This window comes from Thermovibrio guaymasensis (assembly GCF_003633715.1).
GTDB classification, from domain to species: Bacteria; Aquificota; Aquificia; order Desulfurobacteriales; family Desulfurobacteriaceae; genus Thermovibrio; species Thermovibrio guaymasensis.
In genome coordinates this window covers 930799-953708 of sequence record NZ_RBIE01000001.1, presented here as the reverse complement: position 1 = coordinate 953708, position 22910 = coordinate 930799, and the positions used below count along the sequence as shown (strand labels likewise).

Annotated in this window: 26 protein-coding genes; 15 read left to right on the top strand and 11 right to left on the bottom strand. The window is 44.6% G+C overall.

The window, feature by feature from the left end; all coding sequences use genetic code 11:
- Position 1: 1 nt before the first annotated feature.
- The 5 genes from C7457_RS04920 to C7457_RS04900 form a co-directional block, all read right to left on the bottom strand.
- Positions 2 to 703: an OmpA/MotB family protein gene (locus C7457_RS04920; protein ID WP_121170557.1), complete on the bottom strand. Its 702-nt coding sequence runs from the start codon at positions 701 to 703 to the stop codon at positions 2 to 4.
- 4 nt (positions 704 to 707) lie between these two features.
- A complete protein-coding gene (locus C7457_RS04915; protein WP_121170555.1) occupies positions 708 to 1469 on the bottom strand; it encodes a motility protein A in 762 nt (253 codons plus the stop codon).
- Between the two features lie 51 nt (positions 1470 to 1520).
- Positions 1521 to 2894, bottom strand: coding sequence for an FAD-binding oxidoreductase (locus C7457_RS04910; RefSeq protein ID WP_121170553.1), 1374 nt, complete (start codon positions 2892 to 2894; stop codon positions 1521 to 1523).
- Positions 2895 to 2983: 89 nt separating this feature from the next.
- Positions 2984 to 4435, bottom strand: coding sequence for a TrkH family potassium uptake protein (locus C7457_RS04905; protein ID WP_121170551.1), 1452 nt, complete (start codon positions 4433 to 4435; stop codon positions 2984 to 2986).
- A 1-nt stretch (position 4436) separates the two neighbouring features.
- Positions 4437 to 5714, bottom strand: a complete 1278-nt coding sequence (locus C7457_RS04900; RefSeq protein WP_121170549.1) for an NAD-binding protein — start codon at positions 5712 to 5714, stop codon at positions 4437 to 4439.
- A gap of 15 nt (positions 5715 to 5729) precedes the next feature.
- Here C7457_RS04900 and murJ point away from each other — a divergent pair, with 15 nt between their 5' ends.
- The 12 genes from murJ (at position 5730) to C7457_RS04840 (ending at position 15194) form a co-directional block, all read left to right on the top strand.
- Positions 5730 to 7244 carry a murein biosynthesis integral membrane protein MurJ gene (gene murJ, locus C7457_RS04895; protein WP_121170546.1) on the top strand — a complete coding sequence of 505 codons (1515 nt, stop codon included), beginning with the start codon at positions 5730 to 5732 and terminating at the stop codon, positions 7242 to 7244.
- A complete protein-coding gene (gene lgt, locus C7457_RS04890; protein ID WP_121170544.1) occupies positions 7245 to 8006 on the top strand; it encodes a prolipoprotein diacylglyceryl transferase in 762 nt (253 codons plus the stop codon).
- On the top strand, positions 8003 to 8917 hold the full coding sequence (locus tag C7457_RS04885) for a branched-chain amino acid transaminase (RefSeq protein WP_121170542.1): 915 nt from the start codon (positions 8003 to 8005) through the stop codon (positions 8915 to 8917). The genes lgt and C7457_RS04885 overlap by 4 nt, the downstream gene beginning before the upstream one ends.
- Positions 8918 to 8925: 8 nt before the next feature.
- The gene (locus C7457_RS04880; RefSeq protein ID WP_121170540.1) at positions 8926 to 10356 is read left to right on the top strand and encodes an ASKHA domain-containing protein; all 1431 of its coding nucleotides are present in this window, start codon (positions 8926 to 8928) and stop codon (positions 10354 to 10356) included.
- Positions 10353 to 10613, top strand: a complete 261-nt coding sequence (locus tag C7457_RS04875; protein ID WP_121170539.1) for a DUF4911 domain-containing protein — start codon at positions 10353 to 10355, stop codon at positions 10611 to 10613. The genes C7457_RS04880 and C7457_RS04875 overlap by 4 nt, the downstream gene beginning before the upstream one ends.
- On the top strand, positions 10594 to 11007 hold the full coding sequence (gene gspG / locus C7457_RS04870) for a type II secretion system major pseudopilin GspG (RefSeq protein WP_121170538.1): 414 nt from the start codon (positions 10594 to 10596) through the stop codon (positions 11005 to 11007). Before C7457_RS04875 ends, gspG begins: the two co-directional genes overlap by 20 nt.
- Positions 11007 to 11735 (top strand): 23S rRNA (guanosine(2251)-2'-O)-methyltransferase RlmB, encoded by a 729-nt coding sequence (rlmB, locus tag C7457_RS04865; RefSeq protein ID WP_121170537.1) that lies wholly within the window; start codon positions 11007 to 11009, stop codon positions 11733 to 11735. The genes gspG and rlmB overlap by 1 nt, the downstream gene beginning before the upstream one ends.
- 15 nt (positions 11736 to 11750) lie before the next feature.
- Entirely contained in the window at positions 11751 to 12152 is a 402-nt protein-coding gene (locus C7457_RS04860; RefSeq protein WP_121170536.1) for a hypothetical protein, read from the top strand.
- Between the two features lie 17 nt (positions 12153 to 12169).
- A complete protein-coding gene (locus C7457_RS04855) occupies positions 12170 to 13168 on the top strand; it encodes a two-component system sensor histidine kinase NtrB (protein ID WP_121170535.1) in 999 nt (332 codons plus the stop codon).
- A complete protein-coding gene (locus tag C7457_RS04850; protein ID WP_121170534.1) occupies positions 13146 to 14507 on the top strand; it encodes a sigma-54-dependent transcriptional regulator in 1362 nt (453 codons plus the stop codon). Before C7457_RS04855 ends, C7457_RS04850 begins: the two co-directional genes overlap by 23 nt.
- 87 nt (positions 14508 to 14594) lie before the next feature.
- Positions 14595 to 14846 (top strand): 4Fe-4S binding protein, encoded by a 252-nt coding sequence (locus tag C7457_RS04845; protein ID WP_121170533.1) that lies wholly within the window; start codon positions 14595 to 14597, stop codon positions 14844 to 14846.
- Positions 14847 to 14867: 21 nt separating this feature from the next.
- A complete protein-coding gene (locus tag C7457_RS04840) occupies positions 14868 to 15194 on the top strand; it encodes an ATP-binding protein (RefSeq protein ID WP_121170532.1) in 327 nt (108 codons plus the stop codon).
- Here the strand turns inward: C7457_RS04840 and C7457_RS04835 are convergent.
- The 4 genes from C7457_RS04835 to prfA form a co-directional block, all read right to left on the bottom strand.
- Entirely contained in the window at positions 15191 to 16084 is an 894-nt protein-coding gene (locus tag C7457_RS04835; RefSeq protein WP_121170530.1) for a hypothetical protein, read from the bottom strand. The two genes, C7457_RS04840 and C7457_RS04835, sit on opposite strands and share 4 nt — an antisense overlap.
- Position 16085: 1 nt before the next feature.
- Positions 16086 to 17132, bottom strand: a complete 1047-nt coding sequence (hemE, locus tag C7457_RS04830) for a uroporphyrinogen decarboxylase (protein WP_121170528.1) — start codon at positions 17130 to 17132, stop codon at positions 16086 to 16088.
- 9 nt (positions 17133 to 17141) lie between these two features.
- The gene (locus C7457_RS04825) at positions 17142 to 18272 is read right to left on the bottom strand and encodes a radical SAM/SPASM domain-containing protein (RefSeq protein ID WP_121170526.1); all 1131 of its coding nucleotides are present in this window, start codon (positions 18270 to 18272) and stop codon (positions 17142 to 17144) included.
- A gap of 67 nt (positions 18273 to 18339) precedes the next feature.
- Positions 18340 to 19416 carry a peptide chain release factor 1 gene (gene prfA / locus C7457_RS04820; protein WP_170137365.1) on the bottom strand — a complete coding sequence of 359 codons (1077 nt, stop codon included), beginning with the start codon at positions 19414 to 19416 and terminating at the stop codon, positions 18340 to 18342.
- Between the two features lie 84 nt (positions 19417 to 19500).
- Between prfA and C7457_RS04815 the strand changes: the two genes are divergently transcribed.
- Genes C7457_RS04815 through C7457_RS04805 form a run of 3 tightly spaced genes read left to right on the top strand, consistent with a single transcriptional unit; the run spans position 19501 to position 21408 of the window.
- A complete protein-coding gene (locus C7457_RS04815) occupies positions 19501 to 20094 on the top strand; it encodes a YfjI family protein (RefSeq protein ID WP_121170522.1) in 594 nt (197 codons plus the stop codon).
- 8 nt (positions 20095 to 20102) lie between these two features.
- On the top strand, positions 20103 to 20492 hold the full coding sequence (locus C7457_RS04810; protein ID WP_121170520.1) for a hotdog domain-containing protein: 390 nt from the start codon (positions 20103 to 20105) through the stop codon (positions 20490 to 20492).
- Positions 20422 to 21408, top strand: coding sequence for a hypothetical protein (locus tag C7457_RS04805; RefSeq protein ID WP_170137355.1), 987 nt, complete (start codon positions 20422 to 20424; stop codon positions 21406 to 21408). Before C7457_RS04810 ends, C7457_RS04805 begins: the two co-directional genes overlap by 71 nt.
- Here the strand turns inward: C7457_RS04805 and C7457_RS04800 are convergent.
- Both C7457_RS04800 and C7457_RS04795 read right to left on the bottom strand, forming a co-directional pair.
- The gene (locus C7457_RS04800) at positions 21392 to 22291 is read right to left on the bottom strand and encodes a sensor histidine kinase (protein ID WP_121170516.1); all 900 of its coding nucleotides are present in this window, start codon (positions 22289 to 22291) and stop codon (positions 21392 to 21394) included. The two genes, C7457_RS04805 and C7457_RS04800, sit on opposite strands and share 17 nt — an antisense overlap.
- On the bottom strand, positions 22245 to 22874 hold the full coding sequence (locus tag C7457_RS04795) for a response regulator transcription factor (protein WP_121170514.1): 630 nt from the start codon (positions 22872 to 22874) through the stop codon (positions 22245 to 22247). Before C7457_RS04795 ends, C7457_RS04800 begins: the two co-directional genes overlap by 47 nt.
- Positions 22875 to 22910: the final 36 nt, after the last annotated feature.

Sequence of the window (22910 nt, the reverse complement as noted above, 5' to 3'; positions counted from 1 at the left end):
CCTACATTGGTAGATGAATCACTATTTCAATTCTCCTGTTTTTAGCTCTCCCTTCTGGAGTTGTGTTTGGAGCTATTGGGTGGTACTCTCCGCAGCCAGCAGCTGAGAGTTTCTTAGGGTCGTAGCCACACTGAATAAAGAGTCTTAGGACTGCTGTTGCTCTTGCAGCTGAGAGCTCCCAGTTTGAGGGAAACCTTCCATTTCTAATTGGAGTGTTGTCTGTGTGTCCTTCTATAGTTAAAGGTAAATCAAGCTCTTTTAGTTTCTTACAGAGTTCCATAATTAGAGGAATTGCTTCAGGGTAAGGTTTGTCACTTCCAAGAGGGAAGATCTTATCTGTGTTTATTCTCAGCCTTATACTCTGGCCGTACTTTGCAACTTCAGAGTCAACTCCAAGAGCTTTTAAAGTTTCCCTTATTTTGTGGACTTTTTCTTCAATTTCCTTTCTGCTCTTCATCTTAGGGTACATGTTCGGCATCTGGACGGGAACGTTTTTACCCCTTATTACCCTTTCTTCGTAGACTACGTAGTGGCCGCCGAAGGCCTCAATTATTCCCTTTATTGCCTGGTAGAACTTTTCAAGGGAAATAGTTGACATAGAGTAGAGGAGAATAAAGAAGGTTAAAAGGAGGGACATTAGGTCACCAAAACTTGTGAGCCAGGCAGGAGGAGCTTTACACTCCTCCTTTTTCTTTCTTGCCATCTACTTAACCCTCTTCTACTTCCACTCCAAAGAGACCTGCAAGCTTTTGTCTGAGTATGTTTGGGTTAACTCCCTTTTCTATTGCTTCTGCAGTTAAAAGGTATGCTTCAAGGAAGAGCATTTTAAGGTCTTTGTAGTACTTGAGCTTTTTAGAAATGGGAATACATAGAGTATAGGCAAGTATTGCACCGTAGAGGGTTGTAATCATCGCTACGGCCATTCCGGGACCGAGAGCTGAAGGGTCGGATAGGTTCTGGAGCATCTGGATAAGACCGATTAGCGTTCCGATCATTCCAAAGGCTGGAAAGAGGTCTCCCAGAGATTCCCAGACCGATACTTCTGTTGATAGTTTCTGCTCTATTTGCGCCATGGATGCTTCGGCTGTACTCCTTATCTCTTCTATTTCAAGTCCGTCAATTAACATTCTCATTATTCCGCCGAAGAAGGGGTCCCTTGAATAGAAAGTATCAATGTCGGACTCCAGGGCTAAAATTCCTTCCTTCCTAGCCTTCTTTGCTACATCTGTTAAAAAGTCTATTTCCTCTATAGGGTTTGGCATCCCGGGGTTGAGGGCCTTAAGCATGGCCTTTAGGCCGTTTATGAACTCTCCCATGGGAAAGCCGGCCATTCCTGCGGCAAGTCCACCGCCGACTGTGATTAAGAGAGAGGGAATGTTAATGAACGCTCCAGGACTTCCTCCGATTACAATAGAAACAATGATAAGTAAGAAAGCACCGCCTATACCTATTAGGGTGGCTATATCCATCTTTTCACCACCTAGTTAAGAGTATTGAAGTACAATAAAAGGGGAAAGACCTTAGAGGTCAAAGATCTTCCCCGGGTTTAGTATGTTATTAGGGTCTAGAGCTTTCTTAATAGCCTTCATCTTCTCAAGGGCTTCTCCCACCTCAAGGGGTAGAAACTCCTTCTTCATCCACCCTATACCGTGTTCACCTGAAATTGATCCTTCCAGTGAGAGAGTAAGCTCAAAAACTTCCCTTACAGCCATTTCAACCCTTTCCTCTTCTTCCGGCTCGTACATGAAGTTAACGTGAATGTTCCCGTCTCCAGCATGGCCGAAGTTAACAACCATCAAATTATACTTATCGGCTATTTTATAAACATTTTTAATCATCTCCGGAATTTTGTTTCTAGGGACTACAACGTCTTCGTTAATTTTCTTCGGCTTAAGCTGAACAATTGCAGGGGAAACCGCTCTTCTTGCAAGCCAGATGGCTTCTCTCTCTTCTGGTGTAGATGCCCTCTTAATTTCTTCAGCTCCAGCCTCCTTACAGACCTTTATTACCCTGTTTATCAGCTCATCAACTACAGCTTCGTATCCGTCAACCTCAATTACTAAAAGTCCTTCAGCGTAAGTTGGAAGTCCTATCTTTGCGTAATTTTCAACTGCAACTATTGAGTTTTTATCAAGGAACTCACATGCAGTAGGTATGACTTTGTTCTTAAACATGTCGGCAACTGCCTGAGCTGCCTGTTCAACCTTTGGGAAAACTGCCATTGCTGTTCTAACTGCCTCAGGTGAAGGAATGAGCTTTAGGTAAGCCTTTGTTATGAAGGCAAGGGTTCCTTCAGAGCCAACTATTAAGTCCTTTAAGTTGTACCCTGCAACAGACTTAACTGCTTTGGAGCCTACCTTTGAAATCGTTCCATCTGCAAATACAACTTCTAGCTGCATTACGTAGTCCTTAGTTACTCCATACTTAACGCACCTTGGCCCTCCAGCGTTCTCTGCTATGTTTCCGCCGATTGTTGAGTACTTGTAACTTGAAGGGTCAGGTGGGTAGAAAAGCCCTCTCTTTTCAACCTCCTTTTGGAGCTCGTAAGTTACAACTCCCGGTTCAGTTAGAACGGCTAAGTTGTCCTCATCAATCTCAATTATCCTGTTCATCTTCTCAGTAGAAACTACGATTCCTCCTTCAAGTGGAGCTGAACCTCCCGTTAACCCCGAACCTGCTCCCCTCGGATAGACCGGAATCCTATTCTCATTTGCAAACGCTAAAACTTTAGCTACATCCTCTTCATCTTCAGGAAAGACAACAACGTCAGGTACTCCCTTATATCCGGTAGGTGTTCCATCGTAAGCGTACGATAACCTCCAGGAAGTTGAATCTTTAACTTTTTCTGTGCCTAAAATTTTCTTTAGCTTTTCTATATAGTTGCTTTTTTTCATCTTCTATACCTCCAAGATAAAAGTTTCGGGAATTTCTTTGGAAATATACTCATGTTTAAAGGTTTTCAAGTGCCATGTCCTCATAGTTGTTAATACTCTTTCCAAAACTCTGGGATCAGAAGGGCTAGTATTGGAAATATTTCAAGTCTTCCAAGGAGCATTTCAACTGATAGGAGGAGTTTGTCAAAGTCTGAGAAGAAGGCAAAGTTTCCTGCAGGACCGACTTTTCCAAGACCAGGTCCCAAGCTTGTTATGCAGGCTATTGAGGCTGAAAAGGAGGTTATTAAGTCGTAGCCTGAAAGGGTTAAGGCTAATCCGAAGATGATGGTTGTTGAAAAGTAGATTGAAATAAAAGCCCAAATTGTGTTTAGGAGTGAGATATCAAGGATCTTATCTCCTAGGGAAATCCTATAAACGAGTCTCGGATGGGCTGTCTTTTTAAGCTCTTTCATAGCAGTCTTGACCATTACCAGGAATCTAAACTGCTTTATTCCTCCGGCTGTTGAGCCTGAGGAAGCTCCTATTAAGGCCAGTATCATTAAAAGGGCCAAGATAAAGGGGGGCCAGCTGGAGTAGTCTGTTGAAGCAAACCCGGTTGTTGTTGCTGCAGTTGCAATTTGAAAGAAGGCGTATCTAAATGCAGTTATGGGGTTAGGGTAATAATTCTGAAAGTAGAGGACTAGGGTCGTTACTATTGTTGAAATAGAAATTATTATCAGGAAGCTTTTAACTTCGTAGTATGATAAGAAGAGCTTTAAGTTCCTTTCTTTAAAGGCCCTGTAGTAAAGTGAGAGATTAAGAGCTCCGAGAATCATAAAAACCGCAATAATCATCTCAGCTAAAAATGAGTTAAAAGCTCCAACGCTTGAGTTCCTAGTTGAGAAACCTCCTGTTGCTACCGTAGCAAATGTGTGGTTAACCGCCTCATAGAGGGGAAGTCCAACAATTTTTAGTAGGACTATTTCAAGTAGAGTTAAGATTATATATACAGTTAAGATTGCCTTTGCTACCTCTTTAACTCTCGGTAAAACCTTCTCCTCAACGGCCTTTGCAGCCTCTATTCTCATTAACTGGGCTCCTCCCGTTCCCAAAAGGGGTAGTAGGGAGAGGGAGAAAACAACAAAACCGATTCCCCCTATCCAGTGGGTAGTCGAACGCCAGAGGAGGACGCTCTTTGGAAGTGATTCAATGTCTGTAAGGATTGAGGCTCCTGTAGTTGTAAAACCTGAGACAGATTCAAAGTAGGCATCTACAAATCTGGGAATAGCTCCGGTTTCCATGTAGCACATTGCTGAAAGTGCTGGGAAGAGGAACCAGACGAGAGCTACGACTAAAAGGGCCTCTTTGACGTTTACGTCTGATACCTTTTCTTTAATTTGGAGTGCAAGTAGTAGGAGAGCTCCCATCAAAATCGGCGGAAATAGGAAGTTCTCCGTTAAACCGTCCTTTGAGAAGAAGGAGTAGACTGCCGGAATTAGGAAGGAGGTTGAGAGGAAGAAGAGTATCGTCACTACGTACTTAAAGATTAGGGAGAGCCTCAATTTACTTCCTCTCAACAACGCAGATTAACTTGTCCTTCGGCTTTAAGAGGGTAGAACCGGTTGCAATTTCTGTCTCCCCGTCCCTCTTTACGGCAACTATGAGACCGCAGACGTCCGAATCCTTTACTAAACTTTCTTTCTCAACGTCTATCTCTACGACATCCAGGTTGTCTGAGAGCTCAACAATCTCTAAGAACTTCCTCCTACTTAACTGCCTGTACACCTTTGCAGCAAGGACTTTCCTTGGGGCTATCGGTATGTCTATTCCTATAGATTCAACGATTTCCTCGTACTCAGGGTGGGTTATAAGTGCACATGCCCTTTTTGCACCCAACCTCTTTGAGAGGATTGCAGAGAGTATGTTCGCCTCCTCATCCTCAGTTATTGATACAACTAGGTCTGCCCTGTCTATCCCCTCCTGTTTGAGGAGTTCGGCGTCTGTAGGCTCTCCGAAGAAGACGTCAACCTCAGGGTACTTTCCGGATATCTCTTCACACTTTCTCTTATTCCTTGATATAAACTTTACTTTTAAATCCTTTAGCTCAGATAGCTTCCCGATGAGGTCTTCGGTAAAGGGCGAGTAACCTACCACAAAGACAAGTCTTACCGGCTGATAGGGTATTTTTAAGACTTTGGCCAACTCTTGGGCCTTCTCCTCTTTAACTGCAACGTAGATTACGTCTCCCTGGAAGATGAAGTCCTCTCCCTTTGGAATTATAACTCTTCCTTCCCTTTCAACTGCAACTATTGTGAAGGGGAGCTCCCTCCTGAGGGGTGAGAGCTCTGCAATCTGTTTCCCAGCAATAGGACTCTCAACGCTTACTTCAATCTTCAAGATTATAAGGTTTTCTCCTTCAAGCCTTATGGCTTCCTTTGCAAAGGGGTACTTAACGCTCAGTAGAACTTTCTGGACGGTTTCAGAGAGTATGTTTACAGGTTCAGCCTTTAGGAACTCTTTAACGGGAGGGGAGGAAAGGGCTTTGTTGGTTACTCTGAAGATGATTCTCTCTTTCTTAAAGAGCGATTTTAGTAGTGTAGTTATCGCAACGTTCTTCTCGTCGCTCTCCGTAACGACGACGAAGAGTTCAAAGTCGTCCAATTTCTTTAAGCAGTTAACTTCAAGGGCGTTACAGTTTATAGTTAAAACATCTGCAGTGAGGGAAAGCTGTTCAAGTTTTGATGGGTCAACGTCAACAACCGCTATTTCGTAACCTTCCCTACTTAACTTCTTTGCTAGGAAGCTGCCTACAACTCCGGCACCTATTACGCAGACTTTCAATTATAATTCCCCACCATGAAGGAGTTATTAAAGTCAGCAGCTATTGTATCACTCTCAATCTTCTCTAGTCGCCTCTTAGGCCTTGTAAGGGACATAGTTATAGCTACCCTCTTTGGAGCAGGAGCTCTAACAGACGTCTTCTTCGTTGCCTTTAGAGTTCCAAACCTCTTAAGGAGGATTTTCGCAGAAGGGGCCTTCAATTCTGCCTTCGTTCCCGCCTTTACGAAGAAGTTAAGGAGCTCTTTTGAAGAGGCAGTCCAGTTTGCCGGAAGTTTCTTTACCCTCCTCCTTTCCTTTCTAATACTTACCCTAATCTTGGGAGAAGTTTTTGCTCCATACATCGTTAAGTTGATTGCTCCGGGCTTTAAAGGAGACTCCTTCTACCTTGCTGTTAAGCTTCTGAGGGAGCTCTTTCCCTACATCCTCTTTGTCAGCCTGGTTGCCTTTATGGGAGGGATTTTAAACAGCTTAAACCACTTCTTCGCCCCTGCCTTTTCAACTACCCTCTTTAACCTATCAATGGTTCTCTGTGCCCTTTTCCTCTCAAGTTACCTCTCTATTGAGAGTTTGTCCGTCGGGGTTATCCTTGGGGGTATCCTTCAGGTCCTACTTCAGGTTTACTTCTTAAGGAAGCTATCCTTCCCCTTAAAGCCGGTTTTTAAGGTGACTTCCGACGTTTTGAGGACCTTGAAGAATACAGTTCCAGGCATTTTCGGTTTTGCAGTAAGGCAGTTTTCAATGCTGATTGATACAGTTATAGCCTCCTTTTTAACAAGTGGAGCGATATCTTACCTCTACTACGCAAACAGGTTCGTTCAGCTTCCTCTGGGGATGTTTGCGATAGGCCTTTCTCAAGTCCTCCTTCCTAGGTTTTCAAGTAAGGAGGATAGGAAGGATTTAAGGAGGGAGCTCCTAGATGGATTGACCCTCTGTTCTACCATTATAGTCCCTTCTGCTGTTGGCCTTGTATTCTTCGGTAAGCCGATAGTTGATATTGTCTTTAACCACGGTAAGTTCACTGTTGAAGCCCTCAACGGGACTTACTGGGTTTTGGTAGGCTACTCAGTCGGACTTTTCTTCTTTTCCCTTGAGAAGATATTTACAAACGCCTTTTACTCAATTGAAGAGTTTAAGCTTCCCGTTTACGTATCTGCAGGGACTTTGATTTTTAACCTCTTTACAGATCTGATCCTCTGTTTTGTACTCGGTCTTGGAGCTCCCGGCCTTGCCCTTGGAACGAGCTTTACTTCCCTTTTAAACTTGCTTCTCCTATCCTTTTTCCTATCAAAGAGGCTCAATTACTCTCTCTTTCCCAGTATTTGGAGGTTGGGTTTAAAGTACCTAATCTTCTCTGTTCCCGTTGGAATTGTATCTTACTTTGGAAGTCTAATTTACTTTTCAAGGAGTTCCTTTGGGTTTAAACTTGCAGTTTTGATTGGGACTATTCTCTTTGCTTCTTTGGCTTACTTTTTTCTCCTCTTCCTATTTAAAGATAAAGTGCTTTTAGCCTTTTTAAAGAAGGAGGTATAGATGCACCCGATACTCTTTAAGTTTGGGCCGATTACTATATACACCTACGGGGTTATGGTTGCCCTTGGAATTTTCTTCGGCTCCTTGATTCTCCTAAAACTTGCAGAGAGGGAGGGAATAAGGAGGGAGGACGTTGCTGATACGGCGTTCTGGAGCGTTGTTGCTGGTTTAATCGGAGCGAGACTCTTTTTCTTCATATACAATCCCCAGTATGCAAAGCCTCTCTATAGGGTTCTATTTATCTGGGAAGGGGGGCTTGTCTGGTACGGAGGGGTTATCTTCGGAGCTCTAACTGCCCTTTACTTCATTAGAAAGAGGAAGATTCCGATTTGGAAGTTTGCAGACATAACCTCAATTGCCCTCTCCGTCGGCCTTGGTTTTGGAAGGATTGGCTGTACCATGGCAGGATGCTGCTACGGAAGGGAGTGCCACTCTCATTTTGCCATTGTCTTTAAGGATCCCCACTCTGCAGCTCCCCTTGGAGTTCCCCTTTGCCCAACTCAGCCCCTCTCATCACTTGCAAACTTCCTAATTGCGCTGATCCTCTACCTGATCTATAGAAGGAGGCGCTTTCCTGGAGAGATCTTCGGCTTCTACCTTATACTCTACGGCCTCTTTAGGTTCTCTATAGAGTTCTTAAGGGCAACTCCTAAGGATGTCCTCGGTCTTTTCAGTAACAACCAGATTATTAGTATTATAATGCTTTTGGCAGGTTTAACTATTCTAATTTACAGAAGTAGGAAAGGAGCGGAGGAGAAATGAAGAGGTACGCTTACTTTGAGGGTAAGTTCGTTCCAATTGAAGAGGCAAACATAAACATTCAGACAAACTCCTTCCACTACGGTACTGCCGTATTTGAAGGGGTTAGGGCTTACTGGAACGAGGAGAAGGGGCAGCTCTACGGCCTCTTTCTGAAGGAGCACTACGAAAGGATGCTTGCAAACTGTAAGATTCTCAACTTAAAGGTTGAGAAGAGCGCTCAGGAGTTAACCGATATTACTGTTGAGCTCCTGAGGAAGTGTGGCCACAAGGAGGATACTTACATAAGGCCCATAGCCTACTTTTCAGACCTTACGATTTCTCCCAAGTTAATCGGATATAAAACGGAGATAGCAATCTATACAGTTCCCCTTGGTGACTACCTTGACCTTTCAAGGGGACTAAAGGCGAAGACCTCTTCCTGGCACAGGATTAACGATACTATGATTCCCGCCCGCTGTAAGGTTGCTGGAGCTTACGTTAACAGTGCCTTTGCAAAGACTGAAGCCCTCCTAAACGGTTACGATGAAGCTATAATGCTCAATCCTGACGGAACCGTTGCTGAAGGTAGCGGGGAAAACATCTTCATAGTCAGGGACGGGAAGTTAATCACTACTCCTTCCTTTTCAAACATCCTTGAGGGCATAACGAGAAATGCCGTAATAACCCTTGCAAGGGAAGAGCTTGGCCTAACGGTTGAGGAGAGGCCGATTCTGAGGAGTGAGCTCTACGTTGCAGACGAGGTCTTCTACACGGGAACCGCCGCCCAGGTTGCTCCTGTAGTTCAGATTGACCACGTTGTAGTTGGAAACGGTGAAATCGGACCTATTACTAAGAGACTTCAGGAAGTCTACTTTAGCGTTGTTAAGGGGGATAACCCTAAGTACTCCCACTGGCTAACTCCTATCTACTAAAGGGTTAGATGAAGCTAACTGTAGAAGTTCCAAAGGGAAAGACCCTGTATCAAGTCTTAAGGGATAGAGGTTTAATCCGCTCCGCCTACTGCGGCGGAAGGGGAATCTGCGGAAAGTGTATAGTTAAAGTAGAAGGTAGGGAGGAGCCCTCCTGCCTCCTCTTCGGTCCCTTTAAGGGAGAAGTTGAAGTTCCGGACCAGGAGCTTGTTAGAAAAGGGGAGAAGCTTCCTCAAATTCCGGTTGATGAAAACCTAAAGGGTTTTGGAGTTGCCCTTGACGTAGGGACAACCGGAGTTGAAGCTGCCCTATTCAGTCTGGAAACTGGAGAGTTTTTAGATAGCTATAAGGCGGTTAACCTACAGACTTCCTTTGGAGCCGACGTAGTAACCAGGGTAGAGCAGTCAAGGGAAAACTACCAGACTTTGAGGGAGCTCCTACTTCAAACTGTTGAGCTCCTCTTAAAACAGTTTGGTAGGGAGGTTTCCTTCGTCGTTGCCGTTTCAAACCCTGTAATCCACCACTTCATGTTAAACCTTCCTGTTAAGGGATTTGAGAGGTATCCTTTCAACCTGGAAGTTGAGGAGGAGGTCTATTTGACTGGGAGGGAGCTCTCCCTTGACTCCTTTCCAGATACACTTTTCTACTTCCCTCCTCCCTTAAAGAACTTTGTCGGTTCAGACTTCCTTTCAAACTTCTTAGTCCTTGAGGAGAGGAGTGAGAACTTCCTGGTTGCAGACCTTGGAACTAATGCAGAAATTGGTTACTACACTCTCAATGAAAAGCTTGCCACGTCAGTTCCTGCAGGGCCTGCATTTGAGGGAGTTGGCCTCTTTTCTGGGATGGCAGCTTCACCTGGGGCAGTCTACAAAGTATTCTTTGACGGAAGGAGCTTTAGGTTCTTGACAATTGGAGGAGAAAAGCCGAAGGGAATGTGCGCAAGCGCCTACTTTGACCTAATCTACCTCCTTAAGAGCTTTAGGGCGATAAACAGAGAGGGGACTTTTACTCCTAATGCTCCTTCCCTAATTTCCCAGCAGATTAGGGAAGTAAACGGTGAAAAGGCCTTTGTTCTTTACGACGACGGGGAAACTGTAGTTGCACTAACCCAAAGCGATATTAGGAAGTTCCTGCTTGCCAAGGGCGCAGTTTTTGGAGCCCTGAAGGTCCTCTCTGAGAGTAGGGATGGAGGGGAGCTCTTCTTCTCAGGGGCCTTTGGAAGTCACGTTGACCCAAGGAGCGTTAGGGGAGTTAAGCTTATACCTGAGGAGTTACCCCCTCCAAGAGCAGTTGGCAACCTAGCCCTAAGGGGAGCGTCTTTAATGCTTGGAGGTAGGGAAAAGAGAAGGAGGATTAAAGAGCTTAAGTCTGAAACTCAAGTCCTTGAACTTGCAACGAGCAAAGAGTTTGAGAGAGCGTACCTTGAGGGGATGGAGCTGTGAGGAAGCTCATAAAGGGAAGGAACTTGCTCTACAGGGTGGACCCTAGGGAAATTGCCTTTATTAACGCGATTTTTGAGTGGTACCACGAGATAGCTACTGTTAGGACCAGGAGCTCTAAGGAAGGCCTTATAGAGCTCTGGGTTGCTCCTGACTTTTACGATGAAGCAATGAAGGCTGTAGAGTACTTGAAGGAAGGAGGCTTTGTAACAAAACTTGAATTTGTTAGAGAGGTAGGAGATGACTGGTGGAGAGAGTAAAAGGAGAGGCTTTACCCTAATTGAACTTATGGTTGTTATAGTTATCCTAGGCCTTCTTGCTGCAGTTGTAGCTCCAAAGTTCTTAAGGAGCGGTGAAGAGGCCAAGGCAACAACAACTAAGGTTCAGATGAAGAACATTGAGCAGGCGTTAAAGCTTTATAAGCTCCACAACTCAATTTACCCAACAACCGAACAGGGTTTAAAGGCTTTAGTTGAGAAGCCCGAAGTTGAGCCAGTTCCGAAGAACTGGAAAGGGCCTTACCTTGATGAGGTCCCCAAGGACGCCTGGGGTAACGACTTTATTTACGTTTCAGATGGGAAACACTTTACCCTTGTTTCCCCCGGCCCTGACGGTGAAGAGGGAACGGAAGACGACCTGAAGGTGAGTCAGTGATGGTTATCTACGGAGTAAACCCGGTAGCAGAGGCCTTGAGGGCCGGTTATCCTATCTTGAAGGTCTACGTTGAAGAGGGCTTTAGGGATAGGGAAAAGATCCTTCCCCTTGCTAGGAAACTCGGAATAAAGGTAGTAAAGGTTCCAAAGAAGAAGCTCTTTGAGCTCTCAAAGACGAAGAAACACCAAGGTATAGTTGCGCTAGTCTCTCCTGTTGAGCCTGTAGATTACGGAGAGCTCTTAAAGAGGACGGTAGATGAAAAGAGTTACCTCCTCTTCCTTGACAGGATAGAGGATCCCCATAACTTGGGGGCGATCTTCCGTTCGGCAGACGCCTTTAAGGTTAAGGGGATAGTCCTTCCAAAGGACAGGAGTGTAACTATAACTGAAACTGTAGTTAAGGCCTCTACTGGTGCTGTTTTCTACGTTCCCTTTGCGGTTGTAAACAGCTTCTCAACTGCCCTGAGGGAGTTTAAGGAGGCAGGTGGTTGGCTTTTTGGGCTTGAGGCCGGAGGTAAGCCCCTTTCAAAAGTTTCCTTTCCTTTTCCCCTGGGACTCGTTGCAGGGTCTGAGGGAAGGGGCCTTTCAAGGAGCACTTTAAAGCAGGTTGACCAGCTCGTTGAGATAGAGATGGGAGGGCACGTTAACTCTTTAAACGTATCAAACGCCGTTGCAATTTCTCTCTACTCTCTCTTTAAGGAAAGGTATATATTAAATCTCCCAAAATAAACCTGGAGGAGAGAGATGGAAGAGTTGAAAGGTAAGCTGGTTTTCATTCAAACTGCCGGTGGAGAGGGAGTAGTTCCGACTTCTGGAATTATCGGTATAGTTGAGGAGATTTCACCGGATCACGTAAAACTCAAAGAGGCAGGAGCTTTTGCTCTTCTTCCTACAACAAAGGGAGCTCAGGCAACAATTATGCCCCTTGACCCTACTGCAAATGAGCCTGTAGAGGCTTACATCCTTAAATCACAGATAGTCTCAATCGTTCCCGTTGGGGACCGTTCAAGGTTAAAGGAGTTTCACCAGCAGTTTAAGGCTGCTGCTGCCGGTATAGAACTTCCCTCAGCAGGCGCAATTGACGTATCAAAGTTAAAGGAGTTCCCAAAAGGCGGAAATAAAGGGGGCGGAGGCCTCATAACCTAATTGATTAAGGAAGGACTTTGGAGCTTGAAGATCTACTCTTCTCCCACCCTTTCCCTTTAGTAATAGTTAACCAAAGGGGTGAAGTAGAGAAAGTTAATCAGAAGTTTGAGCTCTTCCTTAACCGCTCGGAGAAGTACTTAAGGGGGAGGAAGTTAAGCCAGCTCTTATCCTCCCCTGAAATTGATAAACAGATTGAGCGCTCCTTTAAAGGTGAGATAGAGGTAATAGGCTACCGTTTAAAGGATACTTTCGTCCACTTCTCCCCCTTTTTCGTCTCCTCCGTGAAAAAAGGAGTTTTAGTTATATTTGAGCCGGTACCAGAAAACCCCTTTACAGGGAACTTTCACCTCTTTCTGAAAGGCCTCTCCCACGAGATAATGAATCCCCTTGGAGGTATAAAGGGAGCTGCAAAGCTCTTTAAGGAGCTTAAGGTTTACGATGAGGAGCTTGCTAACGTTATAATAGGCGAAGTTGAGAGGATAGAGAGGCTCCTTAAAGACATATCAAAGGGTTACGATTTCTCAAAGCCCTCATTTAAACATGAGAACATTCACAGGGTAATTCAGAAGGCAGTAAACCTCTTTTCCCACAGGATAAACTCAATGGGAGTTAAAGTAAATTACACCTTTGATCCTTCCCTCCCTGAGATCCCTGTTGACCCGGATAAGCTAACGCAAGCTTTTATAAACATAGTCAAGAATGCCCTTGAGGCTATGGAGAACTCTAAAAGGAGAGAGCTTACGGTTGAAACCGGTTACGCGATAAGGCCTGCAGACTTTATCTACGTTAACTTTTTAGATACCGGTAGAGGGATGGATGAAGAGGAACTTGACAACCTTTTCCTTCCATTCTTCACGACTAAGGAGAAGGGAAGTGGATTGGGTCTGTTTATAGTTAGGGAGATTGTTAAGGGACACGGAGGAGAGGTAAGGGTTAAGAGTGAGAAGGGGGTGGGAACCCAGGTAACCGTATTAATTCCTATGAAGAGGAGAGATGGCAAGGATCTTAGTTGCTGACGATGAAAGGAGTATAAGGCTGGTTTTAAGGAAGTACCTTCAGAGTAAAGGGCACCAAGTTGTTGAGGCAGAAAACGGCCAGGAGGCCCTCTCCATACTTGAGAAAGGTGAAGTTGACGTTGCCTTTGTTGATATAAAAATGCCCAAACTCTCCGGCCTTGAAATTTTGGAGAGGGTTAAGGAAGTTCCTATTGTTATTTTGACAGCTTACGGAACGGTGGACTATACGGTTAGAGCCATTGAGAGGGGGGCAGTTGAGTACATAACGAAGCCCTTCTCCTTTGAGGAGATTTCTCAGGTTCTGGATAAGTTTTTAAAGAGAGAGAAGGTTGAAGATTACTCTTTCGTTTCGGAGGGGGAGGTTGTTGGGAGCTCCAAAAAGATGCAGGAGATCTTCAAGCTGGTGGGCAAAGTTGCAAGGAGCTCAATAACAGTTTTAATAACTGGAGAGAGCGGTACGGGAAAGGAGGTCATTGCAAAAGCTATCCATAGGTATTCTGATAGGAAGGATAAACCTTTTGTTGCCGTTAACTGTGCTGCACTTCCTCCAAACCTCCTTGAGGCAGAGCTCTTTGGGTACGAAAAGGGAGCCTTCACTGGAGCCCTTTCCTCTAGGAGAGGGCTCTTTGAGCAGGCAGACGGAGGAACCCTTTTCCTTGATGAGATTGGGGAACTTCCTTTAGAGCTTCAGGCAAAGCTCCTTCGGGTCCTACAGGATAAGGAAATCAGGAGGATAGGTTCTGAAAGGACTAAAAAAGTTGATGTAAGGGTAGTTGCTGCAACCAACAGGGACCTTGAAGAGGAAGTAAGGAGGGGGAAGTTTAGAGAGGACCTCTACTTCAGGCTCAACGTTGTTAAGGTTGAAATACCTCCTCTAAGGGAGAGGAAAGAGGACGTTATTCCCCTTGCCTACCATTTTATCAGGAAGTTTTCTAACGAGTTTAAGCTTCCTCTCAAAGAGCTTTCTGAAGAAGCTGTTGATTTCCTGATGGCCTACCACTTTCCCGGCAACGTTAGAGAGCTTGAAAATATGATTTTGAGGGCTATGGTCCTCTCCTCTTCAGACTTCATAACCGCTTCAGATTTGAAAGGTTCTGTTAGGGAGGGTGGAGCTCCAAGTTTTGAGGAGGCGATTCGCTCCTTCATCCAGAGGGTATTTACTGTTGAGCAGAAGGAGGAAAATAACCTCTATAGAGTTGTCATTGAAAGTGCAGAGAGGATCTTAATAACAGAAGTTCTGAGAAGGTGTAACTTCAACCAAGTTAAGGCCTCTAAAGTTCTCGGTATTCATAGGAACACTCTGAGGAAGAAGATAAGGGAACTTGGTATTGAGCTCTAATTGATAATAATCAATGCTATATTTGTATTCTGCAATTTATTAAAATTAGTTATACTGTAATCTACTTTTTATGCTAAAGGTTGGATTATGAGCGAACTTAAGAGGCCGAGGAAAAGGGTAATTCTGTGTCAGGATGGTTCACCCTTTGTTCCCCAGTATCCCGGTGGAATTAACATTGAAAAGTGTACAGGTTGTAGTGAGTGTGTTGAGGTATGTCCTCAAAACTGTATAGAGCTTAAAGAGGTTGAAGGTAAAAAGGTTGCAGTAATAACGAAGTTGGAGCTGTGTATAGGAGACGGATTCTGCAAGATTGTCTGTCCCGAAGATGCATTCTTGTGAGGAGTTAACTGTTCCTCCAGTTTGGAGGAATTAGACGTAAGGGAAGAGGATTTACTCTCTGATGAAAACGGAAACTACGCCTACTTAACTCTAGGGGGGATTCTCTATACTCCCAGCTACCTTGATTCAATTGACTACAGTAAGTGTGAACACTGTGAGAGGTGTTTAAACCTCTGTGAGACTAGGGGTATTGACGAGGAAGGGAAAATTGTTCCAGATTTCCCGGAGATATGCAGCGGTTGCCGTCACTGTGAAAATGTCTGTCCTGCAAAGAGTGTGGTTGCAAGGCCGATTCCAATTGAGGAGATGAAGAAGAGGTTTAGGAAGTATAAGTCTTCAAAAGGTTAATTGCAGGTTGTCAATCTTAAGTTTAAGGTTTTTATTATCTCCTCCACTTTTGGCCTCTTAGATGCCATATCTACCAGCTGAGAAATTTTTATCGGAAATGGAGGTTTTACTTCCACTTTTAAGCAGTCAGGGTTGTCAACGAAAAGGAGGAGTGGTAGCCCTACTCTTTCAGCAATTTCGCCTCTCCTTCTGATTGCTTGGACAATACTTCTCTTTAGTTCCTCTTTCACCTTATCTGGCTTTTGGCCTTCCTGTGAGCCAACGAAGCTGAGGAACTGCTGGAAGAGGCCGAAGTCCTTATAGGTTAGCTTAAACTCCTTAAGAGCTCCCTTCTCTTCAATGTACCTTACGGGAATTCTCCCTTCAAGGAATTCCTGAGTTAGCTTTCTATCTATCCCTTCAAGCTTGAGCTCTAGGTTTATACCTCCCAACCTCCTTGCCACTGCAGTTGAGGAGACTTCAATGCTGTTACCTTTAAAACTGTAACTTGAGACAAAGTTAACAGTTACAAAAGGGTTTCTGTACCCGACGAACCTTAAAAGTTCTCTAAAGCCGAGAAAGTCGGAAGGGAGCTCAAGGTCTTCAGCTTTAACTGAGAAGGCCTGCGGAACCTCCTTCTTCCTAGCTGTAAACGGTAAGTCTATGTAAAGCTTTCCAACGCAGATATAGGTTCTGCTGTCTTTAAAAGTTAAGTCATCTATCTCAACGTCGTTCTTCAATAAGTTGTAGTGGAACTTCCTGTAAGAAGCGTAAAGGGGGAGTTTTGAGAGCCTGTTGGCAAACTTCTTCTCTAAAGTGTAGTTTGCATAAGTTTCAACGGCAAAGTAGCTGGAAACAACGGCTCCCACAAAGAGGAGAGCCGTTAAGATTAACTTTGCCTTCCTCTCCATTTTAACTTCTGAGCTCCCTACTGATTCTGTGAACCGTGTCAACTAGGTATTTTGCCTTTTTGGGGTCTGTAGGTGGCAAAATGCCGTGTCCTAGGTTGAATATGTGTCCCTTGGCCTTTAGACCCTCTTCAAGGATTTTCCTTACTTTACTCTCAATTAACTTCTCGTCGGTAAAGAGGGCTACCGGGTCAAGGTTTCCTTGAATTGACTTGTCAATTTTTGCGAGGGCTTCGGGGATTTCGATCTTCCAGTCAAGGCCGATTACGTCAACGTTTAGGCGGTTGTTTACCTCTAAAAGGTGCTGGGCGTTTACTCCGAAGTGGATTATCGGAGTCTCAGGGTGCCTCTTTTTTAGCTCGTTAACTATCCTCTGAGTGTAAGGAAATGCGTACTTTTCGTAGTCCTCCTTTGAAAGGACTCCCATCCAAGAGTCAAAGATTTGAACCAAGTCTACGCCTGCCCTAATCTGTGCAGAGAGATACTCTGTTACTGTCTGAGCCAGTTTGTCCATTAAACTTTCCCAGAGCTTCGGTTCGTTCCACATCGTTGACTTTGCGGCTATGTAGTTCTTAGAGCTCCCCCCTTCTAGTATGTAGCTTGCTAAGGTAAAGGGAGCTCCGGAAAAACCTATCAAGGGCCTATCGGTTAACCTCTCCTTAATTAGCTCTATCGTCTCAAGGACGTATGGTAGGTCTCTTTCAGGTTCTGGAACTTTTAGTTTCTTTACGTCGTCTACGCTCTCAACCTTAGGTTCAAGGATGGGCCCTTTCCCCTCAACGAACTTTACTCCTATTCCCATCTTCTCAACGGGAACGAGTATGTCTGAAAAGAGGATAGCAGCATCTACTCCGATTTCCTCAATAGGTATTAAGGTAACCTCTGCAGCAAGTTTGGGGTTTTTGCAAAGGTCCATAAAACTTCCGGCCTTCTTCCTAATCTTCCTGTACCTTTCGGAGTACCTGCCTGCCTGTCTCATAATCCAGATAGGCGTGTAAGGAGTTTTCTCTCCCCTTGCTGCCTTTAGGATTGGGTGCTCTTTAATTGACATTTCCTTCTCCTAATCCTCTTTTTTAGTTTGGGAAACTGCTGTTTTACTTCCTGCACCGAGCCTCATTTTTACCGGGATGTAGTTGCATATTGGGTCTTCCTGCATGTAGTCACCGTACTTCCAGTAGGCCCTTACCCTACAGCCGTTACAGATTTTTACGTACTCACAAACTCCGCACCTGCCTTTGTACTCCTCAACTTTCCTCATGTCCTGCATGATTTTTGACTTAAACCAGGCCTCGTGGAAGGGGACTTCAAAGACGTTTATATCGGAATTTGGAAAGTAGCTGCACGGTCTGAGCCAACCGTGGCAGTCTATGTAGGCAATTGACTGTCCTGCAACACAGCCCTTTCCTCCGCCCGTTCCAAAAACGAGGTTTCTCCTCTTTAGGTCAAGGCCGTCCCTCTTTGCGTTCTGGTAGAAGATTCGGTAGTAGTGGGGGGCACAGGTCGGGCGGACTAAGATTGTATTGTCTCCCTTCAAAATCAGTTCTTTCTCTAATTCGTAGTGCCAGTTGAGCCAGTATTCAGCTTCCTTCTCATCAAGGAGCTCTGCGTTTGCCTCTTCTCCCCTTCCAACCGGCAAAACTATGAACATGTACCAAGCCTTTGCTCCAAGCTCCCTTGCCTTTTTGTATACGTTGGGAATGTCGTGGGCGTTCCTCTTTGTAAAGGAGGAGTTTATTAGAAAGGGTATTCCGTGCTTGTTAAAGAGCTCTGCTGCTTTAATAACTCCTTCGTAGGCTCCCGGCTGTTTCCTGAAGTCGTCGTGAATTTCAGGAGTTGAGCCGTCAAGGGAGAGGGAGACCATTTTTATTCCGACTTCCTTCATCTTTTTACAGACTTCATCGTCAACGAGAGTTCCGTTCGTAGCTATACACATCCTAAATCCAAGGTCGGTTCCGTACTGGGCAAGTTCCCATATATCTTCCCTTAAAAGGGGCTCTCCTCCAGTTAAGACGATGGTCGGCTTTGAGATTTTCGCTATATCTTCAAGGAGCTTCTTTCCGTCTTCGGTTGAGAAGTCTCCCTGCTCAGACTCTATGGTTGAGGAAGAGCGGCAGTGAATACACTTTAAGTTACAGCGCCTCGTTATTTCCCAGGCTATCCACTTTGGAAGGAACTCCTCTCTCTGTGCCATTTATTTCTCCTTGAAGGAATTTAAAAGGGATATTATAGATAAAAACTTTATAATTCAAACAATTTAATTAACCCTCTTTTGAGAGGGCCTCTATCTTCTTCTCCTGCTCTGCTGCAGCAAGGGCGTCAATCATTTCGTCAAGTTCTCCGTCAAGGAACTCCTGGAGGTTGTACAGTGTTAGTTTAATCCTGTGGTCCGTTACTCTTCCCTCTGGGAAGTTGTAAGTTCTGATCTTCTCGCTCCTATCACCGGTTCCTACTTGACTCCTCCTTGCAGAGTCTAACTTTTCTTTCTGCTGTCTTTCGTAGAGCTCTTTAAGCCTGGCCCTTAGGATTTTCATTGCCTTTATCCTGTTCTGTATCTGTGAGCGTTCATTTGAGCATGTAACTACTATTCCGGTAGGTATGTGGGTAATCCTTACTGCAGAGTCTGTTGTGTTTACGTGCTGTCCTCCGGCTCCTGATGAGCGGTAGGTATCAATCTTTAAGTCCTTCTCGTTTATCTCAACGTCAACCTCTTCAGCCTCTGGGAGGATTGCAACCGTTGCAGTTGATGTGTGGATCCTTCCTCCCGATTCTGTAACGGGAACCCTCTGGACCCTGTGAACTCCTGACTCGTACTTAAGCCTTGAGTAAGCTCCCTTTCCTGAGATCATTGCAACTACTTCTTTAAAACCTCCAAGGCCGGTTTCGTTGAGCGAGAGGATTTCAACCTTCCAGCCTTTCCTCTCGGCGTATCGGGAATACATTCTAAAGAGCTCCTGGGCAAAGAGTGCAGCTTCCTCTCCCCCTGCACCTGCCCTGATTTCAAGGATTACGTTCTTCTCATCGTTAGGGTCTTTCGGGATTAGGAGTTTCTTTAACTCCGATTCAAGCTCTTCAGCTCTGCTTTCAAGCTCCTTCTTCTCCTCCTTTGCAAGTTCAACGAACTCCTCATCCTCAGCAGTATCTATTATCTCTAAGGCTTCCTCTATTCCCTTTTTAACTTTCTTGTACTCCATGTAAGTTTCGTATATAGGCTGAAGTTCCTTGTGTTCCCTTGCAAGGGCCTGGAACCTCTTCTGGTCCGAAATAACTTCAGGTTTACCAAGGTTTTCCTCTATTTCTCTAAACTTCTCGGCAATCTTTTCCAGCCTATTCTCAATTGCCTTTTCCATTTGTTTACCCCATTAGATTTTGTTTTAATTAAGTTAGCCGATCTTTTTCCTATTTCAACTAAGGAGGACTTCATGGTTAAAAGGCTTCTGATTTTCCTCTTTCCCTTTATCTTAGGCTGTGGAGGGCCTGAGTTTGCAGTTTCCTACAGGTACGAACCTCCTGCCGACAATAGGGAGTGTTTGAGTAAGTGTAAGGAAGAGTTAACGTCCTGTGAGCTTTCCTGTATGGGTAAGAGGCAAGAGTGTTTGGATAGAGTTAGAAGGAGTGCTGAGAATATCTACAAGGAGGAGCTTAAGAACTACAAGAGGGAGCTCTCTGCCTACCAGAACGCCTACTCTTCCTATCAGAGGAGGCTCCTTGAGTGGAACAGGAGTTATAGGAAACTCTATAAGGACTACCTCTACTTTAAAAGGATGTGTAAGAAGGGCAAGGACTACTACGCCTGCCAGAGGAGGGATGACCTAGAAGAGGCCCTGCAGACCTTAAGTGAAACTAAGCCCACCCCTCCTGAAAGGCCGGTGAAACCTCAGCTTTCAGATATTATAAGGGAACTATCCTCTTCCTGCCCTTCAGACTGTGGCTGTAAGGAGAGGTACGATGCTTGTTTTACTTCTTGTGGAGGTAAGATAATTCCCTACAGGTACTGCGTTAAGAACTGCAAGTAGGAGGAAGTATGGAGGTTAAGACTCACCTTGGGATTGATAGGAGTTTAAGCGGAGAGCCTGTTTGCCTTTCAGATGGAAGGGCTGTTGTAAAGTTAAAAACAACTCCTGTTATGGCTGCCGATGAAAAGGGCCTCGTCCACGGAGGTTTCCTGTTTAGCGCTGCCGATTACTGTGCAATGCTTACGGTTAACCACCCTAACGTCGTTCTCGGCGGAGCTTCCGTTAGGTTTTTAAAGCCTGTGAAGGTTGGAGAGACTGTTGAGTTTGAGGGTAGACTGGTCTCATCAGAAGGTAAGAAAAGGGTAGTAGAAGTTACTGGAAGGAGAGATGGAGAGGAGGTCTTTAGGGGAGAGTTCGTCTGCTTCGTTCTCCCTACCCACGTCCTTGAAAAGCCTTAAGGTTAGTTCTGAGGTCTTGAAGGAGGCTGAGAAGGAGGGGAGCTCCAGGGAGTTCTTCTTCCGCCTCCTTGAACTCCTATCAGGTGGAGCTCTAAAGAGGAAAGAGATTAAATCTCTGAACCACGGGGAGTTGATAAAGGAGATAGTGAAGGAAAATTCCCTAGAAGATTACTTCTTCCCTTCAAGATCAAAGAACATCTACAACGCCCTTAGAAAGGCCTTTAAGCTTAAAGAGAGGGAAGAGGTAGAGAGTAAGTGGGAGGAGAACTTAAAGAACTGGAGGGAGGAGTTTGAGGAGCTCCTTTTAAAGGCTGCCTCTAAGTACCTGCTGAAAGTAAAGGATGAGGAGCTTTTAAGGGAGTTCTACAGGAAGGAGTGGCTTTTGCCTTCAGAGATTCTCAATGCCTTTGAGGGAAAGGACTTTAAAAATTGGATTTTAAAAGTTTCAACTCTTGACTTTTTAGAAAGGAGGCTTGAGAGGTGGCTGAAGCTTCCACCCTTTAAAAGGAGAGAAAAGATCTTAAAGGACATACTGAAAGCCTATTCTCTCAACTGTATTGAGCTTGCAATCTACGGCCTTTTTCCCCAGTGTGAAGGCGTTATTTGGGATACTTTCGTTAAGGAGAACACTCTAGAGGCTGACGTTGAGGCCTTAATAAGGAAGAGGAACAGGAAGTTTGTAACTATTCAGTACGCTACTAAACTCCTCCTTCAGGACGTTTTCGGCCAAGAGGAGCTCCCTTCCTTTTTAAACCATATCTCCTTTGTTGAGTATAAAGATGGAGTTCTCAACAGACACGCCATCGGCCACGGCGTTGCAGTTAAGTTTGGAACGAAGGAGAACTTCCTAAAGCTCTTTTACTTCCTTGACTTCCTATCTGAGATTATTGGTTTGGTCTTTAAAAGTAAACTGTAAAGGTCGTTCCTTTTGGGGAGCTCTCAAAATCAACTTTCCAGCCGTGGAACCTGACTATCTCCTTTACTACTGAGAGGCCTATTCCCTGGCCGGAGCTTCTTTTTCCCTTAACGAACTTTTCAAAAACCCTTTCCTTGATTTCCTCATCTATTCCGATTCCTGTATCTGAAACCTTTAAATACTCGTGGGTTAGCTGAACCTCTATCCTCCCCTTCTTTGTAAACTTCACTGCGTTATCAATTAGGTTGAAAAGGAGCTGTTTAAAGAGCGTGGGCTCTGCTGGAACGTTGGTGTCTTTAAGACTGTGGATAATCTCTATTCCCTTTTCTCTTGCCCTTCCTTCAAACTCCCTGATACACTCAAGGGCAACTGGTCTTAGGTTAACCAGCGGAAACTTCTTCGGTTTTTCAAAGAGTTTCTTTAGACCTTTAAGGATTTCCTCTATCTCAATGCACTTTTTAACTATTTCCTCAATATCTTTCCTCTGGGATCCGAACTCAAGGGCAATTTCGGCGTTTCCCCTAATTACTGTTAGTGGAGTCTTTATCTGATGAGAAAGGGTTGATATAACTTCCCTCTTTAGCTCCTCAACCTCCTTTTTAAGGGTTATCTCCTCCCTTAAGAAGACTCCGAATTTCCCTACTTTCTTACCTTTAAATAGGTAGTTCCTTCCCTTTTCCTCAAACTCAAAGGAGCCTTCTCCCCTTTCAAAGAGCTCCCTGTGGGCCCTGAATGCTTCGGGGCAAGGGTACCTTTCCCAGAGTTTCTGTTCTTTTCCTAAGAGTTCTCCCCTTTCATCAACTATTAAAATTTCCTCAAAGGACTTTCCAAGTTCTCTAATCCAGTCTATAGCCAATTCCCCAGACTGTCTGGATTCTCTCACCTAACTTATCCCTCAGGTACTTTATATAAACGTCAACCACCCTCTTTGAGCCCTCACCTTTCCACACTTTGTTAAATATTTCATCCTTTGAAACTACCTGGCCCTTCTTTGAAATTAAAACCTTTAAAACCTCCCTTTCCTTCGTCGTCAGTTTAATCTCCTTCCCGTTTACTATTACCCCTTTGGTAGTTAAGGAGAGCTCCCTCTTAGCAGACCTCCTTGAGCGACGGGTGAGGGCCCTTACCCTTGCAAGGAACTCTCTGATGCTAAAGGGCTTTGTAACGTAGTCGTCGGCTCCACTGTCAAGGCCTGCTACTTTATCTTCCTCTTCAGAAAGGGCAGTTAAAATCATTATTGGTATTTCAACTCCCTTTTCCCTTAAGAAACTACAGGCTTTAATTCCGTCGGTTCCAGGTAGCATAACGTCTAGGATAATCAGGTCAAATCTCTCTCCATAGCTAAATATTGCGTCATTTAAAGCCTCTGCAGTTGAAAAGAGCTTGACCGAATAGCCTTCCTTAGAGAGGGCCTTTTTAATGAGGTTTCCAACCGATAGGTCGTCTTCAACTACCGCTACTTTCATAGTTCCCTTTAAAACTTTACTTAAAACTGTATATTA

Coding starts and splice junctions, on each gene's coding strand:
- C7457_RS04920 (WP_121170557.1), bottom strand. CDS start 703: ATGGCAAGAAAGAAAAAGGAGGAGTGTAAAGCTCCTCCTGCCTGGCTC.
- C7457_RS04915 (WP_121170555.1), bottom strand. CDS start 1,469: ATGGATATAGCCACCCTAATAGGTATAGGCGGTGCTTTCTTACTTATC.
- C7457_RS04910 (WP_121170553.1), bottom strand. CDS start 2,894: ATGAAAAAAAGCAACTATATAGAAAAGCTAAAGAAAATTTTAGGCACA.
- murJ (WP_121170546.1), top strand. CDS start 5,730: ATGAAGGAGTTATTAAAGTCAGCAGCTATTGTATCACTCTCAATCTTC.
- lgt (WP_121170544.1), top strand. CDS start 7,245: ATGCACCCGATACTCTTTAAGTTTGGGCCGATTACTATATACACCTAC.
- C7457_RS04885 (WP_121170542.1), top strand. CDS start 8,003: ATGAAGAGGTACGCTTACTTTGAGGGTAAGTTCGTTCCAATTGAAGAG.
- C7457_RS04880 (WP_121170540.1), top strand. CDS start 8,926: ATGAAGCTAACTGTAGAAGTTCCAAAGGGAAAGACCCTGTATCAAGTC.
- gspG (WP_121170538.1), top strand. CDS start 10,594: ATGACTGGTGGAGAGAGTAAAAGGAGAGGCTTTACCCTAATTGAACTT.
- rlmB (WP_121170537.1), top strand. CDS start 11,007: ATGGTTATCTACGGAGTAAACCCGGTAGCAGAGGCCTTGAGGGCCGGT.
- C7457_RS04860 (WP_121170536.1), top strand. CDS start 11,751: ATGGAAGAGTTGAAAGGTAAGCTGGTTTTCATTCAAACTGCCGGTGGA.
- C7457_RS04850 (WP_121170534.1), top strand. CDS start 13,146: ATGGCAAGGATCTTAGTTGCTGACGATGAAAGGAGTATAAGGCTGGTT.
- C7457_RS04845 (WP_121170533.1), top strand. CDS start 14,595: ATGAGCGAACTTAAGAGGCCGAGGAAAAGGGTAATTCTGTGTCAGGAT.
- C7457_RS04835 (WP_121170530.1), bottom strand. CDS start 16,084: ATGGAGAGGAAGGCAAAGTTAATCTTAACGGCTCTCCTCTTTGTGGGA.
- hemE (WP_121170528.1), bottom strand. CDS start 17,132: ATGTCAATTAAAGAGCACCCAATCCTAAAGGCAGCAAGGGGAGAGAAA.
- C7457_RS04825 (WP_121170526.1), bottom strand. CDS start 18,272: ATGGCACAGAGAGAGGAGTTCCTTCCAAAGTGGATAGCCTGGGAAATA.
- C7457_RS04815 (WP_121170522.1), top strand. CDS start 19,501: ATGGTTAAAAGGCTTCTGATTTTCCTCTTTCCCTTTATCTTAGGCTGT.
- C7457_RS04810 (WP_121170520.1), top strand. CDS start 20,103: ATGGAGGTTAAGACTCACCTTGGGATTGATAGGAGTTTAAGCGGAGAG.
- C7457_RS04805 (WP_170137355.1), top strand. CDS start 20,422: ATGGAGAGGAGGTCTTTAGGGGAGAGTTCGTCTGCTTCGTTCTCCCTA.
- C7457_RS04795 (WP_121170514.1), bottom strand. CDS start 22,874: ATGAAAGTAGCGGTAGTTGAAGACGACCTATCGGTTGGAAACCTCATT.